Genomic DNA, 25,709 nt, shown 5'->3' with positions numbered 1-25,709 from the left:
CCCCTCCTCTAGGGTATGTTCCTGACGATGGCCGGTCCCAGGAACCTCGTGAGCGCCACGGGAAGCCTGCGCCACCCCTCGACGGCCATTCGGAACTTGGGGTTCGAGGGGTTCAGATCGGGGAGGTGCGCCCCCGGAGCGAGCAGGTACTGCCAGTGCAGCGCGACGGCGCGGGCGCCCCACTGCTTCTTGAACTGGTAGGTACCCTCGCCCGGCGTGGAGCGCCCGAAATCGAAGCAGAGCGCACCCTCCTCGATGGCCAGGCGGATCGCCTCCCAGTAGAGCAGGTTGTTGGGACAGAGCTCCCGGTAGTCCCGGATCGAGGAGGCCCAGGGTACCTCTACCGCGTCCCGGAACCGCGTCATGATGCCGGAGGCGACCGTCTCCCCGCCCCGCAGCACCGAGACGACACGCGCCCGGGCATCCGGCGCCCGGAGCACGTTCTCGAAGAATTCCCGGCCGTAAACGGGGGTCCCCAGGTCGCGCATGTTGCGGCAGAACACCCGGTAGAAGCCGTCCAAAAGCTCGGGGCCGCCGGTCACCACATGGAGGCCGCTTTTCTGGGCCTTGCGCACCTGGTTGCGCAGCTTGGGGTCGAAGCCGCGCCACTGGTTGTCCAACTCCGCCGCGAGGTCGAGGATCATGGTGACCTTGTGGCTGCGCGTGGCGAGCCCGGCGAGCGGCGCCCCCAGGTGGCGCAGCTCAAGGTGCGTGGCGCGGCAGCGCGCCATGACGTTTGCCCCCTCATCCAGAAGGGGCTGCACCGCGGCGGGGTCGCCAGCCAGCACCCCGCCGTAGTTGAAGAAGGGGACCGAGACCAGGAAGTTGCCAAAGAACACGCTTTTCATGTGGAACAGCGGCAGCACCCCGACCGGCTCGGCGCCCCGTCGGGCCATCAGGTAGTACCCGGTGTGCCCGAAGCTTTTATGCACCACGTCCTTCCAGAGGTAGCGGTGGTAGCTGGTCGCCCCGGGTTGGGTGGCGACGAAGCGATCCCACTCCACGCCGTCCCCCCGGTAGAGCTCGACGGTGACCCCGCTCACGGGTACGCCCCATGGGGCGCCGCCGGCAGCGCGTCCTCCCCGTAGCGCGCCGCAATGGACTCGCTCATGGTGCCGAAATCGAGCCCGGCAAGGAGGCTGCTCAGCTTCCCCTCGGTCCGCTTCAGGTTCAGGTAGTGCCTGAAGCGGCTCCTGGCTCCGGCCCGGATGCGGGGCTGGTCCGGGTCGAGCTCCCAGGGGTGGAAGTAGAGCACCGCGGGTTCCCCTTCCCTGCCGTTGATCGAGCCGATGCAGCGGGCCAGGAAGGAGGCGGGGAAAAGCCTCAGGTACCCTCCCCCCGCCACAGGGAGCAGGTACTCCCGACCTGCAAGGCGCAGCGGGTAGGTGGTGAGCGGGAACTCCCTGATCACCCCCGCCGGGCGCCGGATCAGGTGCGGAAATCGCGGCGCGCCGGGCAGGCCGTAGATGTCGTGGTAGACCGGGAAAACGCTGGAGTCGAACTCGAACCCCTCCTCGATGAGGACGTCCAGGGCCCAAAGCGATCGCGCCGTGATCGAGTAACTAGGGGCGCGGTAGCCGCGCACCCGGCAGCCGGCGGTGTCCTCCAAAAGGGCCTTGGCGCTTCGCACGTCCTCCCTGAATGCCGCCGCGTCGAGGTCGTAGATCAGCTGGTGCCCGAAGCCGTGGCAGGCGATCTCGTGCCCCCGGTCCCGGATGCTGCGCACCAGGGCGGGGCAGCGCCTGGCCACCCACCCGAGCACGAAGAAGGTCCCCTTCACGCCGAAGCGGTCGAAGAGGTCGAGCACCCGGGCGGTATTGTGCTCCACCCGCAGCGGGTAGTTGTCCCAGTCGCCGCGGTCCACGTGGCGCGCGAAGGCGGAGACCTGGAAGTAGTCCTCGACGTCGACGGTGAGGGCATTTAAAAGCGTCACCGGGACAGCCTCAGCTCGACGATGACGCGGTTCACGTCGGTCCCCCCCTTGGTGCTCCCAAGGTCGTTGCGGTAGCTGATGTAGCTGTAGTTCGCCGCGAGTACCGCATGCGTGCTCAGGGTGTAGTCGAGCCCAACGTTGCCGTAGAGGTGATAGGGAAACTCGCCCCCGAGGGAGCGGGACAGGCGGTCCCCGGAGAGGTTCAGGGTGACCCCCAGGTCCGTGCGCAGGTCGTAGCGCCCGTTAAGCCCAAGGAACACCTTCTTCTGCACGTCGCGCCCGGGTAGCGCCTGCTTGTCGTACTTCGAATACGAGGCGTTGAAGCTCGCAAGGCCGCGAGAGAAGTTCCGGCTCAAGGTGGCGTAGTGGCTCACGTTCCTCGTGGAGATGGTCTCCGGGTCCTCGGTGTACTGCACCTTGGTGCCCAGGGCGGCGACCAGAAAACCGAAGTCGCGGCTCGCGCCGACGTCCCAGAAGGGATCGGCGGTATTTCTGCCGTTGTCGAAGCTCTGCCAGTCGTAGCCCAGGTTGCCGTAGATAAAGCTCCCGGTGGCCCGGTCGTAGCGAAGCCCCAAGTAGGTCTCGTGCCGGTCGAGGCTGTTCACGTCGGACTTGACCCTCGCGTAGCTGTACTGGGCGCTCAGCACGAGCCCCTCGGTCAATTCGCGGCTCCAGGTCGCGTAGCCGTCGTGCTCGGTCTTGTCCACCCCGCTCCCCCCCCAGTAGCGGACGTCACGGTAGCGGTAGCCGGTGACGAGCGTCGAGTTGCCGGGGAGGTGCCAGGTGAGGTAGGGGGAGACGAGGGCGCTGTTTTGCAGGGTCTGGCTCACCACGAGGCTCTCGGCGGTCACGTCGCGGGCCACGTTGGCGGAGACGCGGCTGTAGGTGTCGGAGAGGTCCAGGTGCAAAAAGTCCCCCGTCGCGCCGAACCCGGCCGCCAGGGCGGCACGGTGGTCGAACTGGTCGGCGCGGCTGTTCCTGGCGAAGTAGCGGTAGTCGAACCCGTAGGAGAGGTCGGCCTTGACCCCTCCCCCCTCGCCTTTCAGTGCGAGGTTTGGCTGCACCCGGGTCACGTACTCGGTGACCGGGCGGGTCGAGCTCTGGAACAGGTTGTCGTTGTACTCCTCCCCGACTACCAGCGAGGGGGTGAAGCGGAACTCGGCGGCGCCGGCGCCGGCGTGTGCGAAAAGCGGCAGCGCGGCCGCTGCGAAGAGCGTGGTCAGGGTCGAGGGCTTCATTTCTTCCCCCCCGTGCCGAACCCCATGAGGCGCCGCGCGAAGCTCACCGCGGCGGGACGGGCGGGCGAGGAGAGCACCAGGCTCTCTATGGCGCAGGAGACGGTCTCCACCTTCTCCCCGAGCTCGGCGACCTGCCGGTCCTGTTTCCCGATCCGGCCGGAAAACTCCGCCTGCATCAGCTGCATCCCCTGCTCTACCCCGCTAAGCGCCCCCTGAAGCCGCGCGCCCAGCTCGCCGTCGATGGCGTCCAGGCGCCTCTCGATCCGCTCCAGCGCGCCCCCCCGTTCCACGGAGCGCGTGGCGTCGGCCTCCCGGGGCGGCGCCGGCGCGACTCCCCAGTAGGTCCTCTCGAAGTCGAGGTCCTGGGCCACCTCGCGGGTCATCTCCTCGGAGATGGCCCGTGTCTCGTCGGCGAAGGCGGCGAGCATGAGGAAGTCGCAGATGATGTTCACCAGGCGGGGGATGCCGCGGCTGAAGTGATAGATCTGGTCCAGCGCCTCCTGGGCGAAGCTGACCGCCTCCCGGTTTCCCGCCACCTCCAGGCGGTGGCGGATGTAGGCCTCGGTCTCCTCCCTCCCCAGGGCGTGCAGGTGACAACTCACGCTGATGCGCTGGCGCAGTTGCATAAGCCCCGGGCTCGCCATGGTCTCGCGCAGTTCGGGCTGCCCCACCAGGATGATCTGCAAAAGCTTGTTGTGCGAGCTCTCCAGGTTTGAGAGCAGGCGCACCTCCTCCAAAAGCCCCGCCTCAAGGTTCTGAGCCTCGTCGATGATCAGGATGGGGTGGTTGCCGGCGGCGTACTGTTCCAGCAGGAAATCGTTCAGGTCGCGAAGCAGCGCCACCTTGTCCTTGCCGTCAACCTCAAGGCCGAAGTCGTCGTTTATCATGCTCAGGAGCTGCTCGACGCTGACGCGGGTGTTGAAAACCTTGGCGAGCACCGCACGCTCGTACTTCTTCCCGATCAGGTCGCGGATGAGCGTGGTCTTGCCGCTCCCCACGTCGCCGGTCAGAAGCAGAAAGCCCGCCCGTTCCCGGATGCCGTAGTCGAGGTAGGTAACCGCCTTCTTGTGGGAGCGGGAGAGGTAGATGAAGTCCGGGTCCGGCACCAGTTCAAACGGCTTTTTCTTGAAACTGAAGAACGCTTCGTACATGTCTGTTAGCCCCCCCGGCTAAGACTGCGGCTGGGCCTCGTAGTACCTTGAATAGCTGTAGCGCTGGTCCTTCAGGGCCGACTCGGCCCCGTTGTAGACCACGCCGAGCACCGCCCCCTTGAGATGGTCGTAGGCCTCCTTGATCTGGGCCTGGCTGGCCAGGCGCTCCATGACCACGAACACGACGCCGTCCACCACCGAGGCCAGCGAGCGGCTCTCGGCGAAGAGGAGCACCGGCGAGGTGTCGAAGATGAGGTAGCGGTCCGGGTAGCGCGCCTTGAGCTCGTCCACGAGGGCCCGCATCTTCTGCGAGGTGAAAAGCTCGACCGGGTTCTCGACCGGGGCGCCGCTGCCGATCACGGCTAACTTGCCGATGCCGGTCTGGATGATGGCGTCCTCGATCGCCGCCTCCCCCTTGAGGATGTCGGCGAGCCCCGCCCGCGGCTCGAAGCCCAGGTAGTGGTGCAGGGAGGGGCGGCGCAGGTCGGCGTCCACGAGGAGCACCGTGTGGTCGAGCCCCTGGGCGAGGCTGACCGCGAGGTTCAGCGAGGTCAGCGATTTCCCCTCGCCGGGGACCGAGCTCGTGACCATGATGGCGTTTTTGAAGGGGTTGCCGTCGGTCAGCTTCACCAGCACGCTCTTGAGCTTTCTGTACTCCTCCGCCGCCTGGCTGTGCGGTTCGTGGATGGTGACCAGGAAGGGGTTTTCCGGGGAAAGGACCCGTGCCGCCGGGACCTGCGGGGGAAGCGTGTGCGCGGCGGGCGCCCGTGGCACTTGCCGCGCGGGCTCGACCTCCCCCTGCTGCCTCTGACGCGCCGCTTTTTCCATTGCCATTTCGATTCTGCTCATATAACCCTCGCTTTGTCAGGCTGAAGTCGGTCAGGTCAGCGCACAAGCCCCTTGCCCCCCTGGGGGGACACCGCCTGGGTGGTCCGGTCCAGGACCCGGTCCATGTAGGGAAGCCCCATGAGCTCCATGGCCGGGAACGCCAAAAGGAGCAGGAAATACAGCGCGGCGACGGCAAACACCCCCTGGCTCTTCCTGCGCGCCCGGGCCACCTCCTCGCTCACCCGCATGCGCGGCACCACCGCGAGCAGCGGCGCTCCCAGCGACTTGGCGAAATCCACGTCCTTGGCCGATGCGTCCAGCTGGTCCAGCATGACCAGCAGGAACAGGCTTCCCGCCACCCCGCCTGCGATGCCGAGCAGCATGATGGCAAGGCGGTTGGGGCTCGCGGGGCGGGTGGGAAGCACCGCCGGGTCGATGACGCGGAAGGTGGTGGACTTGTCCTGCACCTCCATCTGCTTGCTGACCTCGGACTGGCCGTGCCTTGAGTAGAGCTCGTCGTAGATCTTCTTCTGGTTTTCCCGCTCCACTTCGAGCTTGGCAAGCCCAGCCTTCGCCTCGGGGATCCTCTGCAGGGTGGCCCGGTTGGTGGCGATGTGGCGCCTGAGGCCGGCCTCGGTCACCCTGAGGGCGGCGATCTCGGAGTCGATCTTGGCCATCTCCTGCGGGTCAAGTGGCTGGGACTCGGCGGCCCCGCGCGCCTTCATCTGCTCCCGGACCGCCTCGATGTCACCCTTTACGGTGAGCACTTCGGGATAGCTGTCCGTGTACTGCACCCGCAGGTCGTCCAGCTTCTTCTGCAGCGCGAATAGCCTGGCCTGCATGGGATCGTTGGCCTTCCTGGTGACCTGCCGCATCCCCTCCAGTTGGCGGCGCCTCAGTTCGAGATCGTAGAGCTTTTGCTGGGCCACGTTGATCTCCTCGAAGAGCTTCCCCTCGTCGATGGCGATCACTCCCCCCTGCGACCTCTTGTAGCTGTTCACCCCGTCCTCGGCCTGCTGCAGCTTCTGGTTGAAGGTCTGGATCTGCTCGGAGAGGAACTTGGTGGCGCCGTAGGACTCACCCCGCTTGGAGGAGGTCTTCTCCTCGATGTAGAACCTGACCAGCGTGTTCACAAGGTCGCGCGCGATGCGCGGGTCGTTGTGCACGAAGGAGATGGTGAAGAGGTTGTTCTTCTCCTTCACCTTGACGGTCAGGTTCTTCTGCACGTCCTTGATGAGCTCCTCGCTCCCCTCCTTGCCGAGGTTCATGTCCAGGCTGTCCACCACCCTGGTGAGCAGGGTGCGGCTGGTGATGGCGTAGGTGAGGACGCTGATGGTGTCGTCCATGGAGGGGGTCACCGTGAGCCCCTTCACCAGGTCGGAGATCACGTTCTTCTCGATGAATACCGTGCTCGACGATTCGTACTTTCTTGGCAAGAGGTAGCTCACCAGAAAGACCACGGTCATGATGACCAGGGCACTCACCACGAAGAGCTCCTTGCGCCTGGCCACGAGCTGTATGTACTTCCTGTATTCCGATTCCTGCACGGCTTACCTCCTGTCCGCTAGAAAAAGGCTTCCTTGACCAGGACGTAATCCCCGGCCTTCAGGTCGATGTTCTGGGAGAGGTCCCCCTCCTTGAAGAGTTTTTTGGCCTTCACCTCCAGGGAGCGGGACTGCTCCCCCTCCTTCCTCCTGACCACCACGTCGTTTTGGTCCGCGAACTTGGTGAAGCCTCCCGCCTCGAGGATCGCCTCCATCACCTTCATCCCTTCGCGGTATTCGATCGATTTGGGCGCGTTGACCGCCCCGAGCACGTAGACGCTTCGGTCGGTCAGAAGCGGCACGAACAGCGAGTCGTTGCTCGCGAGCAGGAGGTCCTGGCTGGTGTCCCCCTGGACGAAGAGACGGTGCAGGTCGACCGTCAACTTCTTCCCCTCGCGCAACAGGTAGGCGTTTCTCAGATCGGCCGACTTCACCTCCGGAAGCATGCACAGAAGCTGCAAAATCGTGGTGCGCCTCGAGAGGTCGTAGACGCTGGCCTTGACGCCGGAGCCGAAGATGTAGACCTTGGAGTTGGTGATCTCCCGGACCGTCACGGTGACGATGGGGTTCTTCACCAGTTCCTTCAGGCGCCCACCCAGCATGGTCTGGAGCTGGCTCGGGGTGGAACCGCTCGCCACCACCTCCCCGAGCCCAGGCACCGTGATCTTGCCGTCGGGGCGGACCTTCACCGGGAAGTTCAGTTCCTTAACCCCCCAGACGGAAATATCGAGGCTATCCCCTTCCCCGATCACGTAGTCCGCGCCCCTCGCGCTCAAGGGGGCGAGGAACAAAAGGAGCACCAGCAGCAAAACCGCGACTCTCATGACTTCCTCCCGATGCGGCACGCCGGCCGCCTTGTCAACCTACCTGCCGCGGCCGAACAGGACCACCTTCACCGTCTCGAAGAGGATCTCCATGTCCAGGAGGAAGGAGAGGTTCTTGATGTAGTACAGGTCGTAGCGCAATTTCTCCATGGCGTCCTGCACCGTGGCGCCGTAGGGGTAGCGCACCTGGGCCCAGCCGGTGAGCCCTGGCTTTATGGTGTGGCGCTTCGAGTAGTAGTAGATGTCGCGCTTTAGGTCCTCCACGAACTCGGGGCGCTCTGGGCGGGGACCGATGAAGCTCATGTCCCCTTTGAGCACGTTGTAGAGCTGGGGGAGCTCGTCGATGCGCGAGTTCCTCAGGAAGGAGCCCACCCGGGTGATGCGCGCGTCGTTTCTGGCCGCCCACACGGCCCCTTCGCGCTCGGCGTCCACCCGCATGGAGCGGAACTTGTAAAGGGTGAAATTGCGCTCCCCCTTCCCCACCCGGACCTGCTTGAAAAACAGCGGCCCCGGCGAGTCCAGTTTGATGGCCAGGGCGACGAACGGGAACAGCGGCGCGGCCAGGATGAGCCCGGTAAGCGACAGGATGACGTCCATGGCCGGCTTGTACACCTTGGCGAAGGCGCTGCGGTGAAAGCCGCTGGAGAAGATGATGAAGGAGGGGGTCATCTCCTCCAGGAGGAGCTTGCCCTGGATCATCTCGTAGAAAGCCGGGGCGTCCAGCACCTCGACGCCGTTTAGCTTGCAGCGCATCATCTCCTGCAGGGGGAGCACGCCGCGCCTCTCCGCGAGTGCCACCACGATGGTCGACGCCTTGTGTTCCAGCGCTGTCTGCAGCAGTTCGCCGGACCAGGGGACGATCTGGGAGCCGAAGACCTCATGCTGGTGCACCGTCCCGACCGGGCGGTCCCCCCCCTCGCACTCGAGGTACCCCGCCAGGGTGAACGGCCCCGGCTGGGAATCCAAAAGCCCCCCGAGCTGGCAGGCAAGGTCGCCCGAGCCGAGGATCAGGACCCGCTTGGAGAAGGGGACCCTGCGCGCCCCGATTCCTGAGGTTGCGTACCAGGCGAACTGGAACAGCACGAAAAAGCCGAGCGCAAAGAAGAGCACACCGCGCCCGAGCATCAGTTCCGGGGCGAGGTAGTACACCACCGAGAGGAAGAAGAAGGCGGCGCATCCCCCCTGGACGCAGGTGGCGAGGATGTCGCGCTTTCTGCTGTCCCTGGGGAGGGTGTAGACCTCCATCAGGTACGAGGAGAACAGCGCCACCAGGACGAAGATGGCGCCGGCTCTCGCCCCGGTGGCGGGATCCCAGTCCCCGCGCTGGGTGAACCGGCCGAAGCGGACCCCGGCTGCCAGTACCAGCGACATCAGGGCCAGCACCGCGTCGATGCAGATGTAAAAGGGAATGCGCAGATCCATGGCTTCTCTAAAACGGCTAGCGCTTCAACTGGGCCAGGAGGGTCCTCGCCGCCGTGCTGTCCGGGTATTCCCCAAGGGAGAGGGAGTCCTGCAGCGCCTTCTGGGAACGGGCGCGGTCTCCCGCCTGGTGGTAGGCAAGCCCCAGGTGATAGCGCACCGTCGGATCCTTCGGCAGCAGCGCCGCCGCCCGCTCCAGCACCTTGACCGCGTCCTGGCTGCGACCGTTGCGGTACAGGGCGTACCCCACGGTATCGGTGACGACGGGGTTGCCCGGTTCCAGGCGGTAGGCGTCGATGGCGTAGCGCAGCGCCTGCTCCTTGCTGCCGTAGCCGTCGGCGCTCAAGTAGGCCAGGTTGTTGAGCGCCGGGGCGTAGCTTGGGTTTAGCTCCACGATGGCCCGATACTTTTGTGCCGCCTCCCGCTTCTTGCCGCTTTCCTCCAGAAGCGAGGCGAGGGCGAAGCGGGCCGGCACCGAGTCGGGCTGCACCTTGAGCGCCCCCTGGAAGGAGGCGAGCGCGGCCGGGTAGTCCCTCCTGGCGCGCTGCAACTCCCCCTGGAGGATGCGGGCCTGGACGCTTGCCGGGTCGATCTGGACGGCACGCGATGCCTGGGCGAGAGCCGAGGCGGTGTCGCCGGTTCCCTGGTACACCTTGGCCAGAAGGAGGTAGCCCCGCGCGGAGTCGGGGTGGCGCGCGATGTAACCCTTGGCCTGCTCCACGGCCTTGCCCTTTTGCTTCATGGCGAGGTAGGCGGCGACCATCAGGAAGGCACCGCGCTCCTCATCGAGGGCGGAGAGCTCCTCGAAGACCCTGAGCGCCTTCTGCGGCTCCCCCTGGGCCAGCAGCAGGCGTCCCTTCGCCTCGAGGGGCGCCGCGGCACGCGGTTCGCGCTTGATCGCCTCGTCCAGGGTGGCAAGCGCCTTTTGCGGCGCTTTCATCTGCTGGTATGCGGCAAGCGCCAGGTACGCTTCGATCTTGCCGGTCGCGGTCGCCTTCTGGTACCAGGCCAGCGTATCGGCGTCCCTGCCGGCAACGGCGTTCAGCGAGGCGAGCCCGAGGAGCGCCTGGAGGTTGCCGGGGACCCTCGACTGCAGCAGGGTCAGCTCGGCTATCGCCTTTTGGTAGTCGGCCAGGGAGGCGTAGTAGCCGGCCAGAAGCTGGTAGCTCGCGGCCAGGAGCGGGTCCGCCTTCTTGGCGGCCTCGAGGCTTGCCACCGCCTGGTCCTTCTTCCCAGCGGAGAGCTGCAGCGCGGCAAGCGCGTTGTACAGCGGGGCGTCACCCTTCCCGCCGGTGAGCCCGGCTTTCAAAAGGGACGCCGCCTTGTCGCTCTTGCCAAGGCGCCGGTAGTGCGAGGCAAGGAGGAGCCTTCCGGTCAGCGCGTCGGGGGAGGCCTTCACGGCGCTCAAAAGCTCGCTCTCCCCCTGGGCTTCCTTCCCCTTGCTGAAATAAAGCGCCCCCTTCCTTAGATACGCGCTCACCTGCTTTGGGTCGAGCCTGGTCGCCCGGTCCAGCTCGCGCATCCCTTCATCGAACTCACCCTGGAGCACGTAGGCGCTCCCCAAAAGGTTGTGCGCCGTTGCATCGGCATCGTTGGTGGCGAGGACCTTCTTCAGCTCGGCCACGGCGTCGTCGGTCCGCTTCTGCATCAGCAGGATCTGGGCGGTCATGAGGCGGGCGCGCCGGGAATCGGGCACCCGGTCCAGGATGACGCGGAACTGGGAGAGTGCGGTCTCCAGTTCCCCCTTGCTGTAGTAGGAAAGCCCCAGGAAGCGGTAGGCCTCCAGGGTGGGGCCAAGCTTGTTGGACTGCTGCAACTGCGCGATGGCGTCGGTGTAGTTCTTCCGGTAGTAGCCGACCATCCCCTTCAGGAGATAGCCGTCCCCCCGCGTGGGGAAATCCTTGATAAGCCCGTCGGCTGCCGCCTCCGCCTTGCCGGCCTCACCCTGCTCGAGCCAGATCCCCCCTTGCCTGAAGCGCGCGGCGACCTGCTTCTGGTCCAGCGTGATGATCCGCTGGTAGGTCGCGGCGGCCCGGTCCCTGTTACCGGCGGCCAGCTCCAGGCTCCCAAGCATGTAGAGCGCCTTGAGGTTGCGCGGATCGGCGGCGAGTAGTTGGTTCAGCTCCTGCCCCGCCTGGTCGCGCCGCCCCATGGCGAGCTGCACCGTGGCCAGGGCGAGCCGGGCCGAAGCGCGCCCGGGGTCCTCCTTCAGGGCGCGGGTCAAAAATGAGAGCGCCTCCTGGTACTTTTTGCCCGCGGCGTGCGCCTCACCGGCGACCTCGAGCCCCTCGGGGCTTCCCGGATGCCGGGAGAGGTACTGCAGCGACAGCTCCGCGGCGCGCTCCCCCTTGCCGGTGGCGCTGGCCAGCCTGGCGAGTTCCAGGACCACCTCGTCCCGGGAGGGGTTCTGCGTGAGAACCTTGTTGAACTCCTTTTCAGCCTGCTCCGCCTTCCCCAGTGCGGCGTACGCCTTGCCGAGCTGGAAGCGCGCCTCGAAGAAGTTCGCGTCCTTTTCGAGGGCGTTTTTCAGGTAAACCACCGCCGCGCTCGGGTTGGACTGCATCTGTTTCACCCCCTCCTCATAGAGGGTCTCTTTGGTCTTGCTGCCACAGGCAGCACACGTCGCGACGACAACCAGAAGTAGGAGCGATATTCTCACAGCGAAACCTCCACAAAGGCAGTAAGCGCCGCCAAACAGTGAGCTTAAAAACATTAAAATCTGTGTCGAAAAATTTAACACTTAATGGCGAAAACGCAAGCAAAATAATTTATCGACCTGAGTGACAAGGGGGGTGCAGATAAGAGCAAACCTGTTCAACTATCGTGTTTTTTCATACAGGAATGAAAGTTCGAAGCCGGCGGTTCAGGGCATCAGCCCTCTCTTTAGGCACTCGCATTAATAAGCCGCAACACATTATTTTATACAAACATGCTTACACTGCCCCCCCCGTCACCGCCATCTGTCGGGAATCTTTACATCCGCTGCCAGGCCCACTCACCCGCGCCGTGGTAAACGGCGCAGTTTCAGCACGGTGGAGGGCATGGCACGCCCGTTGCTTCATTGGCGAACGCAAATTAATACACACCAAGGAGGCCAACGATGAAACGACTAGCAGCAACACTTGCCGCGGTGCTCTGTTTGGCAGCGAACAGCGCGACCGCAACTGCCATCAACCCCTCAGGGGGGGGAGACGGCTCTGAATTCAACATGCAGCAGATCCTCGACGGCATCACGGCGGGAGGCGTAAGCCGCGTCAACGCCTTCACCGACTACATGTCGGACCGGAAGGACGCCCTGTGGACCACCGGGGGATGCGGCACGTCGTCGGCGACCATGATCCTCGAGATCGCCGGCAACGCCGACGTGAACAGCTTCGGGATCTACGACGCGAGCAACGTCAACAACAGGGCCGAACTCTTCAGCGGGAGAGCCGGAGCGGGCACCAGGGTTTCCTTCAGTTTCGACCCGGACCTCACCTTGACCGTCGCCGACTACGCGCGCAAAACCTTCACCGACCACCGCTTCGACTCCAACGTATTCGGCTTTTACTTCGACAACGGCGCCAATATCTTCTACAGCGACACCACCCGCAACGGCGACGGGTTCGACCACATGGTGGCCTACGCGAGCCAAGGGGGAGAGGTGTGCCTTCCCGGCAGTCCGGCCTATACCCCGTGGCTCCCCAACGAGTACGTGTTCGGTTTCGAGGACACCTATGGCGGCGGCGACCGGGACTACAACGACCTGGTGCTCATGGTGGAATCGGTCGCGCCGGTTCCGGAGCCGGGGACCATGCTCCTTCTGGGCACGGGCTTCCTCGGCCTGGCCATCTACGGCAAGCGGCGCAAAAACGCCTGACACATCCGGGCGACGACAGCAGCGGACAGGAGTGACACGCCCTACCTCCCGCCGCGGCGCGGCAGGTCCCAGGGCGCCGGGGAGTGGTCCCCGGCGCCCCCTCCCCGCGCCGCACGGGCGCCGACGCTGTCGGTGTCGAAGATGCCGGGCATGGTCCCGTCCAAAAGGAGCCGCGAGGCGCTCCGGCACTCCTGCAGCTCCCTGCCGCAGGGGCAGAAGTCGCCCAGGCGAACCTCCTTCAGGGTGCAGCACTCGATCCCGGTATCCCGGGCGTAGCAAAGGAACTCTTCCAGGCTGTGGAAGAAACGCTCGGTATCGCCGTCGCGCTTGTTGAAGGGGGAAAGCCCCTTGACCAGCGTGTTCGAGTGGAAGAACAGGTTCAGGTAGCCGATGCGCAGGGCCCGGAAACGCTCGGCCAGCTTGACCATCATGGCCCCCGTGGCGGTCTCGGGGGAAAGCGCCACCTTGTTCAACAGCCTCAACCGGTCCAGGATGCCGCACAGGCGCAATTTCTTGAGTGGCTGCTTCTTCAGCAGTTCGTGCGCGCGGCGGCAGATCTCGAAATCGTGCTGCAGGAAGCCGACCGAGGCCGGGAACTGCAGGAGCTCGCCGCTGTCGTCGCTGAGAAAGATATCCCCGGGGGAGAAACGGTAGGGATGGGGTGGGACCCTGCTATAGTCGACGCCGTTGGAGTCGGTCCAGCTGGTATAGGAGGTGACCGAGGTGTCTATCCTGAGGCCTAGCTTTTGGATCGAGCGTGCAGTGGCGCTGCCAAAGGCCCAGCGCCCGGCTCGAAACGATGCCGGGGCGATGCCGAGGTTGTCACGGATGGCGTTTCTGAGCGTCTCGAGCTTGCGGAACTGCAGTTCCTCGGGGAGGTTGCACAGCATGCTGTTGAAGGAGCAGAGCGGCTCCTCGAAGGGCGGGGTGTTCCAGGGGTGGCAGTGCATGCCGACCTCGCACCTGCCTCGGTCCAAAAGGTCGGAGAAAAGTTCTATCGCCAGCGGGTCGGTGGCGACCGGGTAGTTGATCAGATAGGTGGGGCGCACGCCGTAGCGGTCGAAGAGGCCTTGAAGGTCGTGGATGCGCTTCAGGTTCTCCAGCGAGTAGTTCCGGTCCGTGTAACCGCCCCAGTTATCCTCTTCCGTGTCGATGGTGATGACCAGCACCATGATCCACCTCCCCTTCGGGGCCCAGCAGTTACGACAACCAGGAAAAACATCAGGGCACGGCCGCGGCGGAGGCGCCCTTACGCCTGACCCGGTTGAGGCCGTAGCGGACCGGGGGTAACTTTTTCAGGAACTCCTTCCAGCCGTAACTGGTCAGGTAGCTGAGCGTGCCGGAAAACGAGGCGGGAAAGATCCTGACCGTCCCGCTCGCCCCGGTCCGGTCGGTCCACTCCATCTTCCAGGGCTCGCAGACCCCGCGCAGGTCACAGAGCTGGTAACCTCCCGTCTCCCGGCACCAGGTGAGCACCTCGGCCAGCAGCAAAAGCCCAGGGGTGAACTGACGGTACTGCTTGTCATAGCCGGTCTTCAGGATGAAGATGGTGCCACCCCGGGCCAGGCAGAAGCAGGCCGCGGTGACGCGCTGGTCCAGCCTGAGCAGAAACAGCACCAGCGACCCGCTCTCTGCGGCCCACCGGGCCAGGGCGCGGTAGTAGCTCTCCGCGTCATGCCGGCACTTGATCGCCGTCCCCGCCTCCCCCTTCCAGCTGCGGTACTCGGCCTCGAACATCTCGGAAAGGGTGGCGTCGAGGGATTCGCCGCCGGTCACCGCCTGCAGCAGCACCCCCCCCTCCCGGGCCGCGCGTTTCCGGCTTTGCTTCAGCGATTTCTGCACCCTGCCCGACAGGCGCGCCAAAAGCTCCGCCTCGCTTCGCGGCACCTCCAGGAAGGGGGCGCTGGGGTGAAAGCCGTGCTGCGAGCACCCGCTTCTTAACGACAGAAGCTCCAGCAGGGGGGGCGTGTTCGGTCCGGCCGCGGGGAGCTTGTCGATCGTGATGGTCTCGCCCGGAAAAAGCCGCGCCGCTGCGAGGAGAAAGCCGGTCAGCGCCGCCCTGCGCTCCTCTTCGGCCACCAGGAAATCGAAACAGTGGGTCTCGCTGTTGGCGAGGGAGCGGATCCCGCTGCTCCTCCCCTTGCCGTCGGTGACCAGTCGGCAGGGGAAGATCCCCTTCACCTCTCCGTCCCTGGCAAGGACCGTCACCAGGGGGCGTGCGGCGCCGCCGAAGGAGTGCCACCAGCAGGAGAAGCTCTCGAAGGTGAGGAAAACACCGAGGTCGCCGTAGGCCTGCGCGAGGTCGTCCCAGCGCTCGGCCAACTCCCGCGGGAAGGACCACTGCCGGTAGGCCGTCGCCTCCCAGCCGTCGGCAAGCGAGACGGTGAGTGGGGTGGAGTCCTTGGCCATGGTCAGCGCACCTTGCGCAGCCAATCGGTCTTCCAGAAGTAGTAGCAGCAGCGGTCGCACCCCTCCTTGTCGTAGAGCCCCGCACCGTCGCAGATCACGTCCCGCAGCACCACCGTGTCCTTCACCCGGACCATCTTCCAGGCACGCTCATCGAACATGGTCCGCACCGGCTTCAAGACCGTGCACCGAGTCCCCGCGAAACGCGCCATCCCGGGCATGAACTGCAGCCTGCCGCAGCAGCCGTTGCCGTCCAGGGTGCGCCGGATCTCCTCCATGGTGAGCACCTCGACCTGGTCCCCAGGCTGGTAGCAGGCGCCCGGGGAGGAAAGCAGGCGGTTCGCGGCCCGGTTTATGGCGCACGCCCCCGCCGCGCTCGCCTGCTCCATAGCGCTGAAGTGGTGCACCAGGCGCCGTTTAAGCGCGCTGTTCAGACGCAGCACGAAGGTCCTCACCCTGTCGGAAAGGGTGAGGGGACCGCCCGAGTGGTACACCACCTGCAACTGGCACTTGCCGCCCCCTTGCATGACGTCTCCTCCACGCTCCCTACCTAAGGAGCAGCTTTCCCGCCTGGCGGGCCATCCTCACAAAGGCCGCGGCGACCCCCCTGGGGGTCTTGCGCCACAACCTGACCTGGAGGCTGCGGCGCCCGCCGGCGGCCCAGTGGAACTTGTACGGCTCGGCCCCCTTGAGAAAATCGTAGCGCCGGTACCCGTTTTGCCCCGCGTCAAGGATGCACTTGCCAAGAAGCACGTGCCCGACGCTGACCTTGGGGTTGAACGTCTTGTCCACCGCCACCAGGTACAGGAACAGGGAGTCCCGGTAACGGAAGTGGAGCAGGGAGGCGATCTCCTTCCCCTGGCAGGCCAGGGTGTCGACCCTGAGTCCCGCCGAAGAACCGCCGCGCTCCAGGTACCCCTGAAGCAGGGAGAGGAGTCTCGCGCCGGGCCTGCCGCAGGCAGCCCCGTAGAGGCGGAAGAAGCGCTCCAGCGACGCCGCCCCGGCGTTTTCCTCCACCAGGTGAACCACCTCCCCCTCCCTCTCCAGCAGGGCGAGCTCCTTCTGGTACTTTCTCCGGCAGCCGTTGGAAGCCGCTCGCGGCCACCCGTCCTCCCGGCTCTCCCCCAACTCCAGCGCGGGGCAGAACGCACCGGGAGCGAGCTCAAGGTACTGTCCTGCCTCGTCCACCCGCTCGAGGAAACGGAGCAGGAAAATCGAGTCTGCGGGGATGTCCTGCAGGTGCAGCAGGTCCCACTCCCCCCTCCCCTGCCCCATGAGGAACCGGTACAGCGCGTCGGCCACCTGGTCCTCGCATCCCCTGCGGCAGACCACGTCGAGGTAGTCGCTCCCCCCCTCCGGCGCCCCCAAAAAACGGATGGTGCGCACTCCGAACGTCCCTCGCCCCCGCTCCCGGTAAAAGGGAGCGACCCCGGCCGGCCGGCCCCGCTCCGTGAAGCAGAGGATGAAGAGCTCGCGCCTCTCTCCGAGGCAGCAGCCAAGCCACGCCGTGATCCACTCCCAGGTCAGGAACACACCGGAGGCCACCGACTCTGCGAGCAGTTCGTTCCACCGAGGTGCCAGCCCTTGCAGTTTCTCCGGGGTATCGATGACGGTGACGGACAGCTCGCTCATTGCCTCTTGCCGTGATAGGACCTGCGCCTAAGGGTACACTCTCGGGGACATGGGCCGGTTGTCTCGGAAACGTTTGCTGGTTGATGGTGTAAAGTCTACAATGAAGCTTGCTAAGATCAAGTTAACTAAACTACTATTTATATTCGCCAATGAGAGAGCCGCGGTCGGGTTGTATCTATCAAATACAGCGCAGTATTTGCACGAGATAGATTAATTATTTATTATTGTCATAACATAGTAAGCCACTGTTTACATTTGCGCTTTCATTTCTTCCTGTCCCTGCTAAAATTACTCCCGCGCTCCGGCCGAAACCTCGCTCAAAGGGAGAACCATGGTCCACGCCCAGCCCCAGACACGGTTTAACGGAGAGGCGGTCTGCCGCGTCCTCCCCTTCGCGCTGTACATGGGGTTCATCGCCATTCAGGAGGCGCTGGGCGTGCTACAGCAGGCGGGTGCGCTGCTGATCCCCCCCGCGGCACACCTTTACCTGTACCCGGTCAAGATTCTTTCCGTGGCGGCGCTCCTTGTCGTCTGCCGCGACAAGTACCTTGAACTGCGCCTGGAAGACCTGCGCGACCTGAAAAGGAGCGCCGCGGTCGTGCTCGCCGGGGTGGTCACCTTCGTCGTCTGGATATCCATCACCTGGACCGTCCAGGTGGCCCCACCCCCCCCCCCTTTCGCGCCGGCGCTTCTGCCCGAGGGAGCGGTGCGAGTCGTGATGACCGGCCTGCGCGTCGTTGGAGCCGTGCTCGTCGTCCCGGTCATGGAGGAACTTTTCTGGCGCTCGTTCCTGCTGCGTTACCTCATTCGCCCACGATTCTGGTCGGTGCGGATCGGTGACTTCAGTTGGCCCTCCTTCCTGTTCACCACGGTCCTTTTCGGACTGGAACACCACCTGATCGTCGCCGGCATGGCGGCCGGCGCCATCTACAACATCATCTGTTACCGGACCCGCAGCATCATCCTCTGTGTCCTCGCCCATGCCGTCACGAACCTCGCCCTCGCCTGCTACGTCCTGGCAACCGGCAAGTGGTACCTCTGGTAGCCAACTCTCCCGTGAATCATGACAATTCAAGAAATCGGCAAGGCATCGGTTGGTCCTGCCCCCGACAACAGGAGAGACCCGAAAGCCTTGTCGGCCTTCTTTACACTCGGGCGGGCCTCCTTAGCCGTTACCGCCCGTAAGCTCCGAAGGCCCGCCTCCACTGAGAAATCCGGCCTCCACTGAGCAGTTTGGTGGGTCGCTCCTCCCCTTTTCGGGAACCATTTCTTGTCGATTTACTTTACACAAAAAATCGCGTCTATTTTTCTGTAAAGATAACAACACATTACAAGCGGCACCCTTACTGCATATTCCGGTATATAAGTCCGGGGCATTGATACAACAGGAGAGAAGAAAACTATAAGGAGGAGTGTATGAAAACATTGGCTAAAGTTACCAAGTATGTCGCTATCCTCTTCGTGCTTAACTTACTTGTGGGTGCTGCTAGTGTGCATGCGTATTCTTTTGTAAAAGATACTGATCCTGGCGGTGAAAAATTTTACATCATCGATGCTAACAAGGACGTCAGCCTTTTCTCCGGTAGTGTCGGATCGAATGATCCTGATAAGGGTACAATAATAGATGTATCCACAACCGGCACTGTAGACACCGGGAGTGGCTACGCCAACATCAAACCAATAAAAGAGGGTCTGCTCACGGCCCTGACCTTTACACCTGCGGATGACACCAAATACGGCGATTTTTCGTTCAGGGCACAGCTGGTCCAAGATGGTTTCATATATGTCAAAGTGCTGGACGCCTTCGACGTGGTGTGGGATTTCGAATATGGCGAATTCAAAGCGAACGCCGACATCGGCAGAATCGGTGTCGTTTCGAACGATGGTGACTGGCTGAAATCAGTTATGATCTTCACCACTGAAGACGAAAGTTTCAAAGAGGTAAAACAGATCGATTTCTCATACCTGAAGGAAACGCCGCCGGTTCCTGAGCCTGGAACGGTGATGCTGCTTGGGGTTGGCATGCTGGGACTGGCCGTCTTCGGGAAGCGCCGCATGAACAAAGAAGCGTAATTACATGCAATTGTCGTCGATATGCTCGGACTTGCACGTTCTGCACAATCTGCATGAGGACGGATGATGTCAAGACGATTGATAGGATAAGGGCGTTGCTTCTTCTGCCACGCCCTTATCTTTTATGCACAGACAACGCGTTCCCCCTCAGCCGACACATGTACTGTTCCTGGGCCCGGGGGTTCTGAACAGCTTCGACTTCAGCACACACCTGTAGTACATAGTCGCCCCGCCAGTACTTGGAATCAACGCCTGGCCCGCCTCCACCGCTCCCATCCGGGCCCTGCAACCGCCCCACGATGCTCTTTTGTACCGGTTTCCTCATACTGGCCATCCGCGGCAAGGCCGCGAAATCCAACCCAGCCTTACCGTTGAAACAAAAAGGCGATGCCCAGCAGGCATCGCCTTATTAAACGCAATTTCGAACAAGTGAAACTTCCCGCTCACCTATTGTCGGGTACTGTCAATTGTCCCGACACAAGTCAACGGCTCCTGTAAAATAACCCGACATCCGACCACATTACGCAGCAGCCCTTCCCATGTGCCGTCTTTCCGGACCGTTGTAATTTTTCTTGCTGGTAGCCCGGATCGGATCGACCCCCACGGTCACCCAACCGGAGGAACGCAGGAATCGCGCCACGACACCGGCCTTGATCAGGCTGTCCAACATGTAGTCCTTTACGTAGTCGTACCTCTTATTTGTCCAATTCACTTGCACCAGCATAACCGCCCCCTCGCGCTGCGGCGTTTGCCCCCAGCCCAGTTTCTGGTTATGACTCTTTTAGTTGAAGCGTCTGCAATTATCAGACCCCTTTTACCCAAAACATGCAGGTTGTCATGGAGTTACCCCGCCACGCTAGAACTGTCCCAGGACCACGCGGGCCTGTATCGACGAGTCCGCCAAGGGCGTCTGCGCTTTCTGCTGGGCCTGGACCAGACGCCGCATGTTGGCCGCTTCCTCCCTGAGACCTACGGCGCATTCGCCGTCTTCCCCTGCCGTTGCCGCCGCGACAGGCAAGCCGGGGTTGCTCCCGGTCGGCGCCCCCCCCTGGAGCAGGAGGCACGCCGGCGTAAGCAGTGATTTTTTCATACCCGCTCCTTATCCCGGGGAAAAGCGGGATGGCTGTACCATCCCGCCCGGAGAGGCTAGAACAGCTTGAGGATGGACTGGGCTGCAGACGAGGATAGGCTCAGCGAGGTGGTGCCCAGTGACTGGCGGGTCTGCAGCATGAGCATGTTGGCGCCTTCCTCGTTCATGTCGGCGAGGGTCAGGTTGTCGGCACCGGTCTGCAGGGTGTTGATCATCTCGTTGGTGAAGCTTTGCCGCGTGGTGATGATGTTCAGGTTGGCGGCCAGGGCCTGGGTGTTGACCCTGAGGGTCGAGATGGCGGTATCCATCTTCGCGGTATCGGTGGTGATATCGGAAACGGTCTGCCAGTTGTTGCTGGCCGCGCTGAGGCTCAGGCCGCCTGAGTTGGCCAGAAAACCCACTACGTCGAGGGTCGAGCTGGCATCCTCGTTAAAGTTCACCGTGAGGGTGTTGATGCTGCTCAACAGGTTGAGACCGCGGTAGCCGGAGTCGGAGGAGAGGTTGTCGATCTGGCTGCGGATGGTGTTGTACTGGTTGGCCAGTTTCGACTGGACGGTGGTGTCGCTGGTGGAAAGTGCGGACTGGGCCACGCCTTTGGCTGCGTTGATCAGGCCGGTGATGGCGGTGATGCCGGCGTTGGTGGCGTTGACGGTCTGCACCGCCTCCGACATGCCGTCCTTGCGGTCGGAGAGGTCGCTGGCGCGCTGGTTCGCGTTTTGCGCAGCGAAGTAGTTGGTCGGGTTGTCCAGGGCGCTGTTGACCTGTTTGCCCGAGGAAAGCCTCTGCTGGGTCCGGTTCAGAAGCTGGCTGGTGTTCTGCAGGTAGAGCAGGTTGGTCCTCATGCCGGCGGTCAAAGAGATGTCACTAACGGTCATGGCGTTACTCCTTTTCTGGGCGACCCGGCGTTCTGCCGGTGGTTTTCCAACCGTGGCGTGGTCCCGCACGGAAAAAGGTCGCAGAGTGGCCAGTTCGGCGCCTCCTCCGCACGCACGATAGTCTGCTTATCGACCTGGGGAAGTATAACTTAAATATTTTTTCATTCGAAAAAGTCAACGAAAAACTGCGATGGGATCAACTGGAAGAGGTATTGGGAGGGAGTACCGGCGCCCCCCCGCGACGGGGAAGGCGCCGGTGACCGTGCTACGGGGCCTGCACGGGGAAGCGCACCACCACCTCCGCGTCGGCGGCCGCAGCGGTCGCCTTGCGACGGTTGGTGCCGCCGGAAAAGAAGAGGACGCCGTATTTGCCGTAGTGGGTCACCTTGGGGCCGTACTGGGCCGCCGCGGCCGCCGAGCCTGGCTCGAACAGCGCCACCACCCCCTTGGCTGGGGCGCGCCGCTGCAGCACCGTGAAGCGCAGGCTGTCCGGCTGCCCCGTCTCCCCGGGGGGGACCGGTTCGGCGCCCGCAGGCAGGAGCGAGGCGTCGGCGGGGACCCCGCAAAAAAGGAGATCATGCCCCGCCGCCTGCTCCGGACCCAGTTCGCTCTCGTCCACGATCGCTGCCCTCCCCTGGGAGAGCGAGGCGAGGAAGGCGCGCAAGCTCCCCCGGTCGGTTCGGCACCCCCTGGTGACCACCCCGATGAGATTGGCGGCCCCCTTGACGCTGTTCACCGTGGCGGGGATCTCGCCGGGCGAGAGGATACGGAAGATCTCGGCGTCCGGGTCGAGGAGCAGGCGCCGGGGCTCCCCTGGCGCGGCCACGTCGAAGGGTGTCGCTTGCCGCGCGGAAACCGGGATGAGCCGGGAGAGCGCCCCCGCCGAGGTCTCCAGGCGTAAAGGCACCCCCTGCGCGAAGTACGGGGAGGCTTGTCTCACCTCTCCCACCACTTGCCAAGCTGCGCCGTGCTGGCTGCTCCGCGCGTCGTCCAGGGAGAGCCGCGCCCCCCCCTTCCGCTCGATCAGCGCCCTAAAGTCGGAGAGATCCTTGCCGGAGCGTTGCGCGAAGGCGCGCAAAAGGTCGCTCCAGGTGGCGGAGCGGTACATCCGCTGCCGCGCGAGGTCCTTGAGCGCGGCGAAGAAGGGCTCGTCGCCGACCCGGGAGCGGATCATGTGGAACACCATGGCCGCCTTGCCGTAGCCGATGGCGCGTGAGGGGGGATCGTTGCGGCTCACGAAGGCGGTCAGGGGGAACTCGTTTTCCGGAGTCACCAACGAAGCGTAATCGATCAGGAGCTGCCTGCGGTATTCCGCCGCCTCGGCCAGAGAGCGGCGCTCCTTCAAGAGGTAATCGGCCAGGTAGGTGACCAGCCCCTCGCACCAGTTCCCCTCGGACAGGTCGACGTCTATGCCGTTGCCCCACCAGGAATGGGCGATCTCGTGCGGCAGGCTGGTGTCGACGATGAAGGGGAGCCTGATCACCGAGCCCCCCAGGAGGGTGAAGGAGGGGAACCCGTAGCCGGTGGGAAAGAAGTTCTCCACCACGGCGAACTTCTCGAAGGGATAGGGACCGAAGAGCTCCTGGTACAGGGTGAGGTATTTCGCGGCGGCATCGAGGTAGCGCGGCGCGAGTTCGGCGTTGTCGCGGTAGAAGTAGCTGTACAGCGTCACCCCCGCCGCCTTTCGTTCCTCGACCAGGTAGGGCCCCGCGCACAGCGACAGTCCACCCACCGGCCTCGCCTCCTGCCACTTCGACCGGGTTGCACCGCCGGAGGTCTCCCTGGAGAGCCGGGCGCCGAAGGTCACCGCTTCGATTCCGGCCGGCGCCGTGATGGTGATGGTGCGGCTGGCCGGGACCTGTTCCGGGACCGGGTACCAATGGGCGCCCCCCCCCAGGAAGGTCCCCTCGCTGCCGATGGCCGCGTTGACGCCGTAACTTGGGTCCTCGCCCGCCGCCGGGTGGCGGGAAACCTGGTCGTTGAAGCTCGCCCGGTAGGAGACCGCCACGCTCTCCTCCCCGGGGGGCAGTTCCAGATCGATGGCGCCGGAGCGGAAGGTGAAGGGGAGGTCGCGGCCGCCGCAGCGGACCGACGCCACCCGGGCCTCCCTGGCGAGCCTCAGTCGCACCGCGCGGCTGCCCGGCGCGAAGACGATGCGGCTCTCTCCGCGTAGCTCGTGACGCGGTGGATCGAGACTGACCGCGATCTCCTGGCTCAGCACGGCGGGAGCCCCGGTCGCAGCGGCGATGCGGGGGGACGCGGCGGCAAGCAGCGTGACAACAAGGAAAGACAGCACCGTTAAAAGCCTCACAAGCACCTCCTGGCGGCACGGCACCCCGCGCCCTGGCGCCTCTCGCAGCGTCGGGCGAGAAGCAATTAAAGTTGTGATCTAAGCGTCGTTGGTGTAGGCTGCAGCTTCCCATTCCAACGGACCCGAGGACCCCAGATGACCATGCCCAAGACCATCGCCCTGATCTTCGTCATCCTCTGCACCTTGACGCTCCCCCTGAGCGCCCGCGCCGGCCAGACCATCACCCGCGTCAGCGACCGCCAGTCCGTGACGCTGCAGCAGCTTATCGCCAAAGCCGAAGCGGCCGACCTGGTACTGATCGGGGAGGTGCACGACCAGGCGCCGCACCACGAGCTGCAGCTGGAGGTGATCCGCGAGCTCAAGACGCGCAAACAGCCATTGGCGATAGGGGTGGAGGTGATGCAGTCGGACTGCCAAAAGGAGTTGGACGCCTTCGTAGCCGGAACCATGTCCGAGGCGGATTTCCGCCCCGTATTCGCCAGGAACTGGTCCTACGACTGGCGCCTTTACCGCGACATCTTCCTGTTCGCCCGGGAAAACAAGATCCCGATGATCGCCCTGAACGTCCCCAAGGAGCTGGTGATCAAGGTATCGCGCGGTGGCTACGCCTCGCTCACCCCGGAGGAGCGCAAGAATCTCCCCGAGGGGACCATGTGCGACCTCAACAACCCGCACACGGAGTTTTTGAAGCAGTCCTTCGGGGAGGTCTTCAAGCACGTGGCCAAAGGTCGCGTCTTCGAGTACTTCTGCGAAGCCCAGACCGTGCGCAACTCCGGCATGGCCATGAACATCAACCGGTACCTGAAGAAGGAGCCCAAGACCAAGATCGTGGTGCTCGCCGGGGTCTGGCACGCGGTGAAAAACGCCGTCCCGGAGCAGCTCTCCCGCAACGGCGCCAAGCTCTCCACCCTCGCGGTGATGCCCGAGATCAAGGAATTCACCGGGGGGAAGGCCTCTCCCGATGCCGTCGACTACCTGGTCAGCTTCCCCTCCCCGTGAGGGGGGCTGTGCCAGATTAAGGCCATTCCCCGCCGATTGCAAGTTTTCCCTCAGAACAGCTTGTTCCACATCAGCGTGACGCCGTTGCCCGAGCGGCCGTTGCGCATCACCCCCGACTCCCAGCTCCAGGCCAGGTAGAGCGAAGAATCCCAGACGAAGGCGCTGTCCAGGGCCACGGTGGCGGCCGCGCCGTGCATCTCGTCGAAGTCGACCCGGTTGTTGCCGACGGCGCTGGAGCGGTCCGCCCAGATATAGGACCCCAGCGTACTCAGGTAGAGGAAGAAGGTGAGCTCGCGACGGAAGCCGGCGCTGGCGGTGGCGTAGCCCCGGGCCAGCACCCGGTCGTAGATCACCCCGGAGTAGTGCGGCCAGGCGAGGTCGTATTGCTCACTGGGAAAGGGAGCCCCGTTGAGGCGGAAGGCGTTGAAGCGGTCACCCTTTCCGAGCGCCGTAAAGCCGCCGTACAGGCTCAGCAGGAACCGGTTGCGTTCGGAGAGCCCCGGCACCCCGGTTGCCGCCACCAGGTGCCCCTCCACCTGGGCATAGTCATGGTCGCCGCGATCGGCCCCTCCCCCCTCGCCGCGCCACCTGTCCCGGTGCAGGTAGTCGACATCGAAGCCGGTCGCCACCCCCTCGTGAGGTAACTCCAGGAGGTTTCGGCGCAGCCCGTCGTAACGGCAGCGCAGCCTCGCCCCGTAGAGCGGGGTGTTGGGGGGGACCCAGAGACCGGGCGCCGTGTCCTTTTCGGGGTGGGCGTAGAAGTAGCCTCCCCGCGCCACCAGCTGCACCCTGAGGTCGTTGTCGACCTGGAAGGGAGCGACCGGGCGGCGCCAGCCGGCACCGAGCGAGCCGAGCAGGATGCCGTGGTAGAGCGCGGTGCCGCGGACCTCCTCGCCGTCGCGCAGTTCCCTTCCCGCAACCGGCAGCGTGTCGTTCTCGAACTGCGCCACGAGGTCCCATCCGCCGAGGTCGCGCAGGTAATCGAGCTCGTTCACGAAGACCGCCACCATGGCCCGGCGGTAGCTCTGATCGGTGATGCGCCGATGGTACAGGGCGGCCACCGGGATGATCGGGCTCTGCCCCTGCGCGGGCGCCAGGAGCGAGGCCCCCACCGTGATGGAGGTCATGTCGGCGCGGTCCACCGCGGGAATATCGACCTGCCGACCCATGAACGTCACCCGCTTCGCCTCGCCGGCAAGCGGGGTGTGGTACACCGGCTCCTCTGCCGCGAGGCAAAGCGAGTACGAAAGCAGGAGCAGGCAGGTCGTACGCGCCACGGCGGGCAGCACGCCGCGTCGGCGCCACCGTGTCACGCCTCGCCCCCCGGGCCACCGCTCTACGCCCCCATCGTCCCTGTCCACGCCACTCCTCCCCCACAGTCCCACCCAGATTCCCACACAGAGTTCTCTCGCCATGTCTGCCTCCGTTTCGAGCTTGGCTGACGCCGGGTGTCCCCGAACACCGCTACACTATAATTGGAAAACACTAATACTCAAGAAGCCGGCGAGGTCTACATTTTGATATTGA

At 64.3% G+C, this 25,709-nt stretch carries 22 protein-coding genes; 4 read left to right on the top strand and 18 right to left on the bottom strand.

All coding sequences use genetic code 11. The annotated features are described in order from the left end of the window. Positions 1-8: 8 nt before the first annotated feature. Genes KOL99_RS11180 through prsT form a run of 9 tightly spaced genes read right to left on the bottom strand, consistent with a single transcriptional unit; the run spans position 9 to position 11,596 of the window. Positions 9-1,043, bottom strand: a complete 1,035-nt coding sequence (locus KOL99_RS11180; RefSeq protein WP_216510555.1) for a FemAB family XrtA/PEP-CTERM system-associated protein — start codon at positions 1,041-1,043, stop codon at positions 9-11. Further along, positions 1,040-1,933, bottom strand: coding sequence for an XrtA system polysaccharide deacetylase (locus tag KOL99_RS11175; RefSeq protein ID WP_216510554.1), 894 nt, complete (start codon positions 1,931-1,933; stop codon positions 1,040-1,042). The genes KOL99_RS11180 and KOL99_RS11175 overlap by 4 nt, the downstream gene beginning before the upstream one ends. Then, entirely contained in the window at positions 1,930-3,171 is a 1,242-nt protein-coding gene (locus KOL99_RS11170) for a TIGR03016 family PEP-CTERM system-associated outer membrane protein (RefSeq protein WP_216510553.1), read from the bottom strand. The genes KOL99_RS11175 and KOL99_RS11170 overlap by 4 nt, the downstream gene beginning before the upstream one ends. After that, complete coding sequence (locus KOL99_RS11165; RefSeq protein WP_216510552.1) at positions 3,168-4,322, bottom strand: XrtA/PEP-CTERM system-associated ATPase; 1,155 nt, start codon at positions 4,320-4,322, stop codon at positions 3,168-3,170. The genes KOL99_RS11170 and KOL99_RS11165 overlap by 4 nt, the downstream gene beginning before the upstream one ends. 18 nt (positions 4,323-4,340) lie before the next feature. Next, entirely contained in the window at positions 4,341-5,171 is an 831-nt protein-coding gene (locus KOL99_RS11160; protein ID WP_216510551.1) for an XrtA-associated tyrosine autokinase, read from the bottom strand. Positions 5,172-5,206: 35 nt separating this feature from the next. Next, positions 5,207-6,697 (bottom strand): XrtA system polysaccharide chain length determinant, encoded by a 1,491-nt coding sequence (locus KOL99_RS11155; RefSeq protein ID WP_216510550.1) that lies wholly within the window; start codon positions 6,695-6,697, stop codon positions 5,207-5,209. A gap of 17 nt (positions 6,698-6,714) precedes the next feature. Next, positions 6,715-7,518 (bottom strand): polysaccharide biosynthesis/export family protein, encoded by an 804-nt coding sequence (locus tag KOL99_RS11150; RefSeq protein WP_216510549.1) that lies wholly within the window; start codon positions 7,516-7,518, stop codon positions 6,715-6,717. 39 nt (positions 7,519-7,557) lie between these two features. Then, complete coding sequence (locus KOL99_RS11145; protein WP_216510548.1) at positions 7,558-8,940, bottom strand: TIGR03013 family XrtA/PEP-CTERM system glycosyltransferase; 1,383 nt, start codon at positions 8,938-8,940, stop codon at positions 7,558-7,560. 16 nt (positions 8,941-8,956) lie between these two features. Then, complete coding sequence (gene prsT, locus KOL99_RS11140) at positions 8,957-11,596, bottom strand: XrtA/PEP-CTERM system TPR-repeat protein PrsT (protein WP_328760150.1); 2,640 nt, start codon at positions 11,594-11,596, stop codon at positions 8,957-8,959. Between the two features lie 441 nt (positions 11,597-12,037). Here prsT and KOL99_RS11135 point away from each other — a divergent pair, with 441 nt between their 5' ends. Next, on the top strand, positions 12,038-12,796 hold the full coding sequence (locus KOL99_RS11135) for a DUF4114 domain-containing protein (protein WP_236026061.1): 759 nt from the start codon (positions 12,038-12,040) through the stop codon (positions 12,794-12,796). Positions 12,797-12,837: 41 nt separating this feature from the next. Here KOL99_RS11135 and KOL99_RS11130 read toward each other — a convergent pair whose 3' ends face one another. The 4 genes from KOL99_RS11130 to KOL99_RS11115 are packed head-to-tail and all read right to left on the bottom strand — an operon-like array spanning position 12,838 to position 16,834. Beyond that, positions 12,838-13,968: a polysaccharide deacetylase family protein gene (locus KOL99_RS11130; protein ID WP_216510546.1), complete on the bottom strand. Its 1,131-nt coding sequence runs from the start codon at positions 13,966-13,968 to the stop codon at positions 12,838-12,840. Positions 13,969-14,017: 49 nt separating this feature from the next. Then, positions 14,018-15,229 (bottom strand): GNAT family N-acetyltransferase, encoded by a 1,212-nt coding sequence (locus KOL99_RS11125; protein WP_216510545.1) that lies wholly within the window; start codon positions 15,227-15,229, stop codon positions 14,018-14,020. Then, entirely contained in the window at positions 15,208-15,729 is a 522-nt protein-coding gene (locus tag KOL99_RS11120; RefSeq protein ID WP_216510544.1) for a hypothetical protein, read from the bottom strand. Before KOL99_RS11120 ends, KOL99_RS11125 begins: the two co-directional genes overlap by 22 nt. A 19-nt stretch (positions 15,730-15,748) precedes the next feature. After that, a complete protein-coding gene (locus tag KOL99_RS11115) occupies positions 15,749-16,834 on the bottom strand; it encodes a GNAT family N-acetyltransferase (protein ID WP_216510543.1) in 1,086 nt (361 codons plus the stop codon). Positions 16,835-17,165: 331 nt separating this feature from the next. Here KOL99_RS11115 and KOL99_RS11110 point away from each other — a divergent pair, with 331 nt between their 5' ends. After that, positions 17,166-17,879 (top strand): CAAX prenyl protease-related protein, encoded by a 714-nt coding sequence (locus tag KOL99_RS11110; protein ID WP_216510542.1) that lies wholly within the window; start codon positions 17,166-17,168, stop codon positions 17,877-17,879. A gap of 371 nt (positions 17,880-18,250) precedes the next feature. Continuing rightward, positions 18,251-18,907 carry a PEP-CTERM sorting domain-containing protein gene (locus tag KOL99_RS21630; protein WP_236026060.1) on the top strand — a complete coding sequence of 219 codons (657 nt, stop codon included), beginning with the start codon at positions 18,251-18,253 and terminating at the stop codon, positions 18,905-18,907. A gap of 520 nt (positions 18,908-19,427) precedes the next feature. Here the strand turns inward: KOL99_RS21630 and KOL99_RS11100 are convergent. The 4 genes from KOL99_RS11100 to KOL99_RS11085 all read right to left on the bottom strand — a co-directional run bounded on the left by KOL99_RS11100 (position 19,428) and on the right by KOL99_RS11085 (position 23,183). After that, positions 19,428-19,631 carry a GSU3473 family protein gene (locus tag KOL99_RS11100; protein ID WP_216510541.1) on the bottom strand — a complete coding sequence of 68 codons (204 nt, stop codon included), beginning with the start codon at positions 19,629-19,631 and terminating at the stop codon, positions 19,428-19,430. Positions 19,632-19,763: 132 nt separating this feature from the next. After that, entirely contained in the window at positions 19,764-19,997 is a 234-nt protein-coding gene (locus KOL99_RS11095) for a hypothetical protein (protein ID WP_216510540.1), read from the bottom strand. Between the two features lie 56 nt (positions 19,998-20,053). Next, complete coding sequence (locus tag KOL99_RS11090; RefSeq protein ID WP_216510539.1) at positions 20,054-20,872, bottom strand: flagellin N-terminal helical domain-containing protein; 819 nt, start codon at positions 20,870-20,872, stop codon at positions 20,054-20,056. Between the two features lie 265 nt (positions 20,873-21,137). Next, on the bottom strand, positions 21,138-23,183 hold the full coding sequence (locus KOL99_RS11085; RefSeq protein ID WP_328760145.1) for a M1 family metallopeptidase: 2,046 nt from the start codon (positions 23,181-23,183) through the stop codon (positions 21,138-21,140). Between the two features lie 135 nt (positions 23,184-23,318). Here KOL99_RS11085 and KOL99_RS11080 point away from each other — a divergent pair, with 135 nt between their 5' ends. Further along, a complete protein-coding gene (locus KOL99_RS11080; protein WP_236026058.1) occupies positions 23,319-24,182 on the top strand; it encodes a ChaN family lipoprotein in 864 nt (287 codons plus the stop codon). A 50-nt stretch (positions 24,183-24,232) separates the two neighbouring features. Here the strand turns inward: KOL99_RS11080 and KOL99_RS11075 are convergent, their stop codons facing one another. Beyond that, positions 24,233-25,495: a porin gene (locus KOL99_RS11075; protein WP_216510538.1), complete on the bottom strand. Its 1,263-nt coding sequence runs from the start codon at positions 25,493-25,495 to the stop codon at positions 24,233-24,235. Between the last annotated feature and the right edge of the window lie 214 nt (positions 25,496-25,709).

Origin of the sequence: Geomonas azotofigens (assembly GCF_018919395.1) — a bacterium.
Taxonomy (GTDB): Bacteria; Desulfobacterota; Desulfuromonadia; order Geobacterales; family Geobacteraceae; genus Geomonas; species Geomonas azotofigens.
This window is presented reverse-complemented; position numbering and strand designations above follow the sequence as displayed.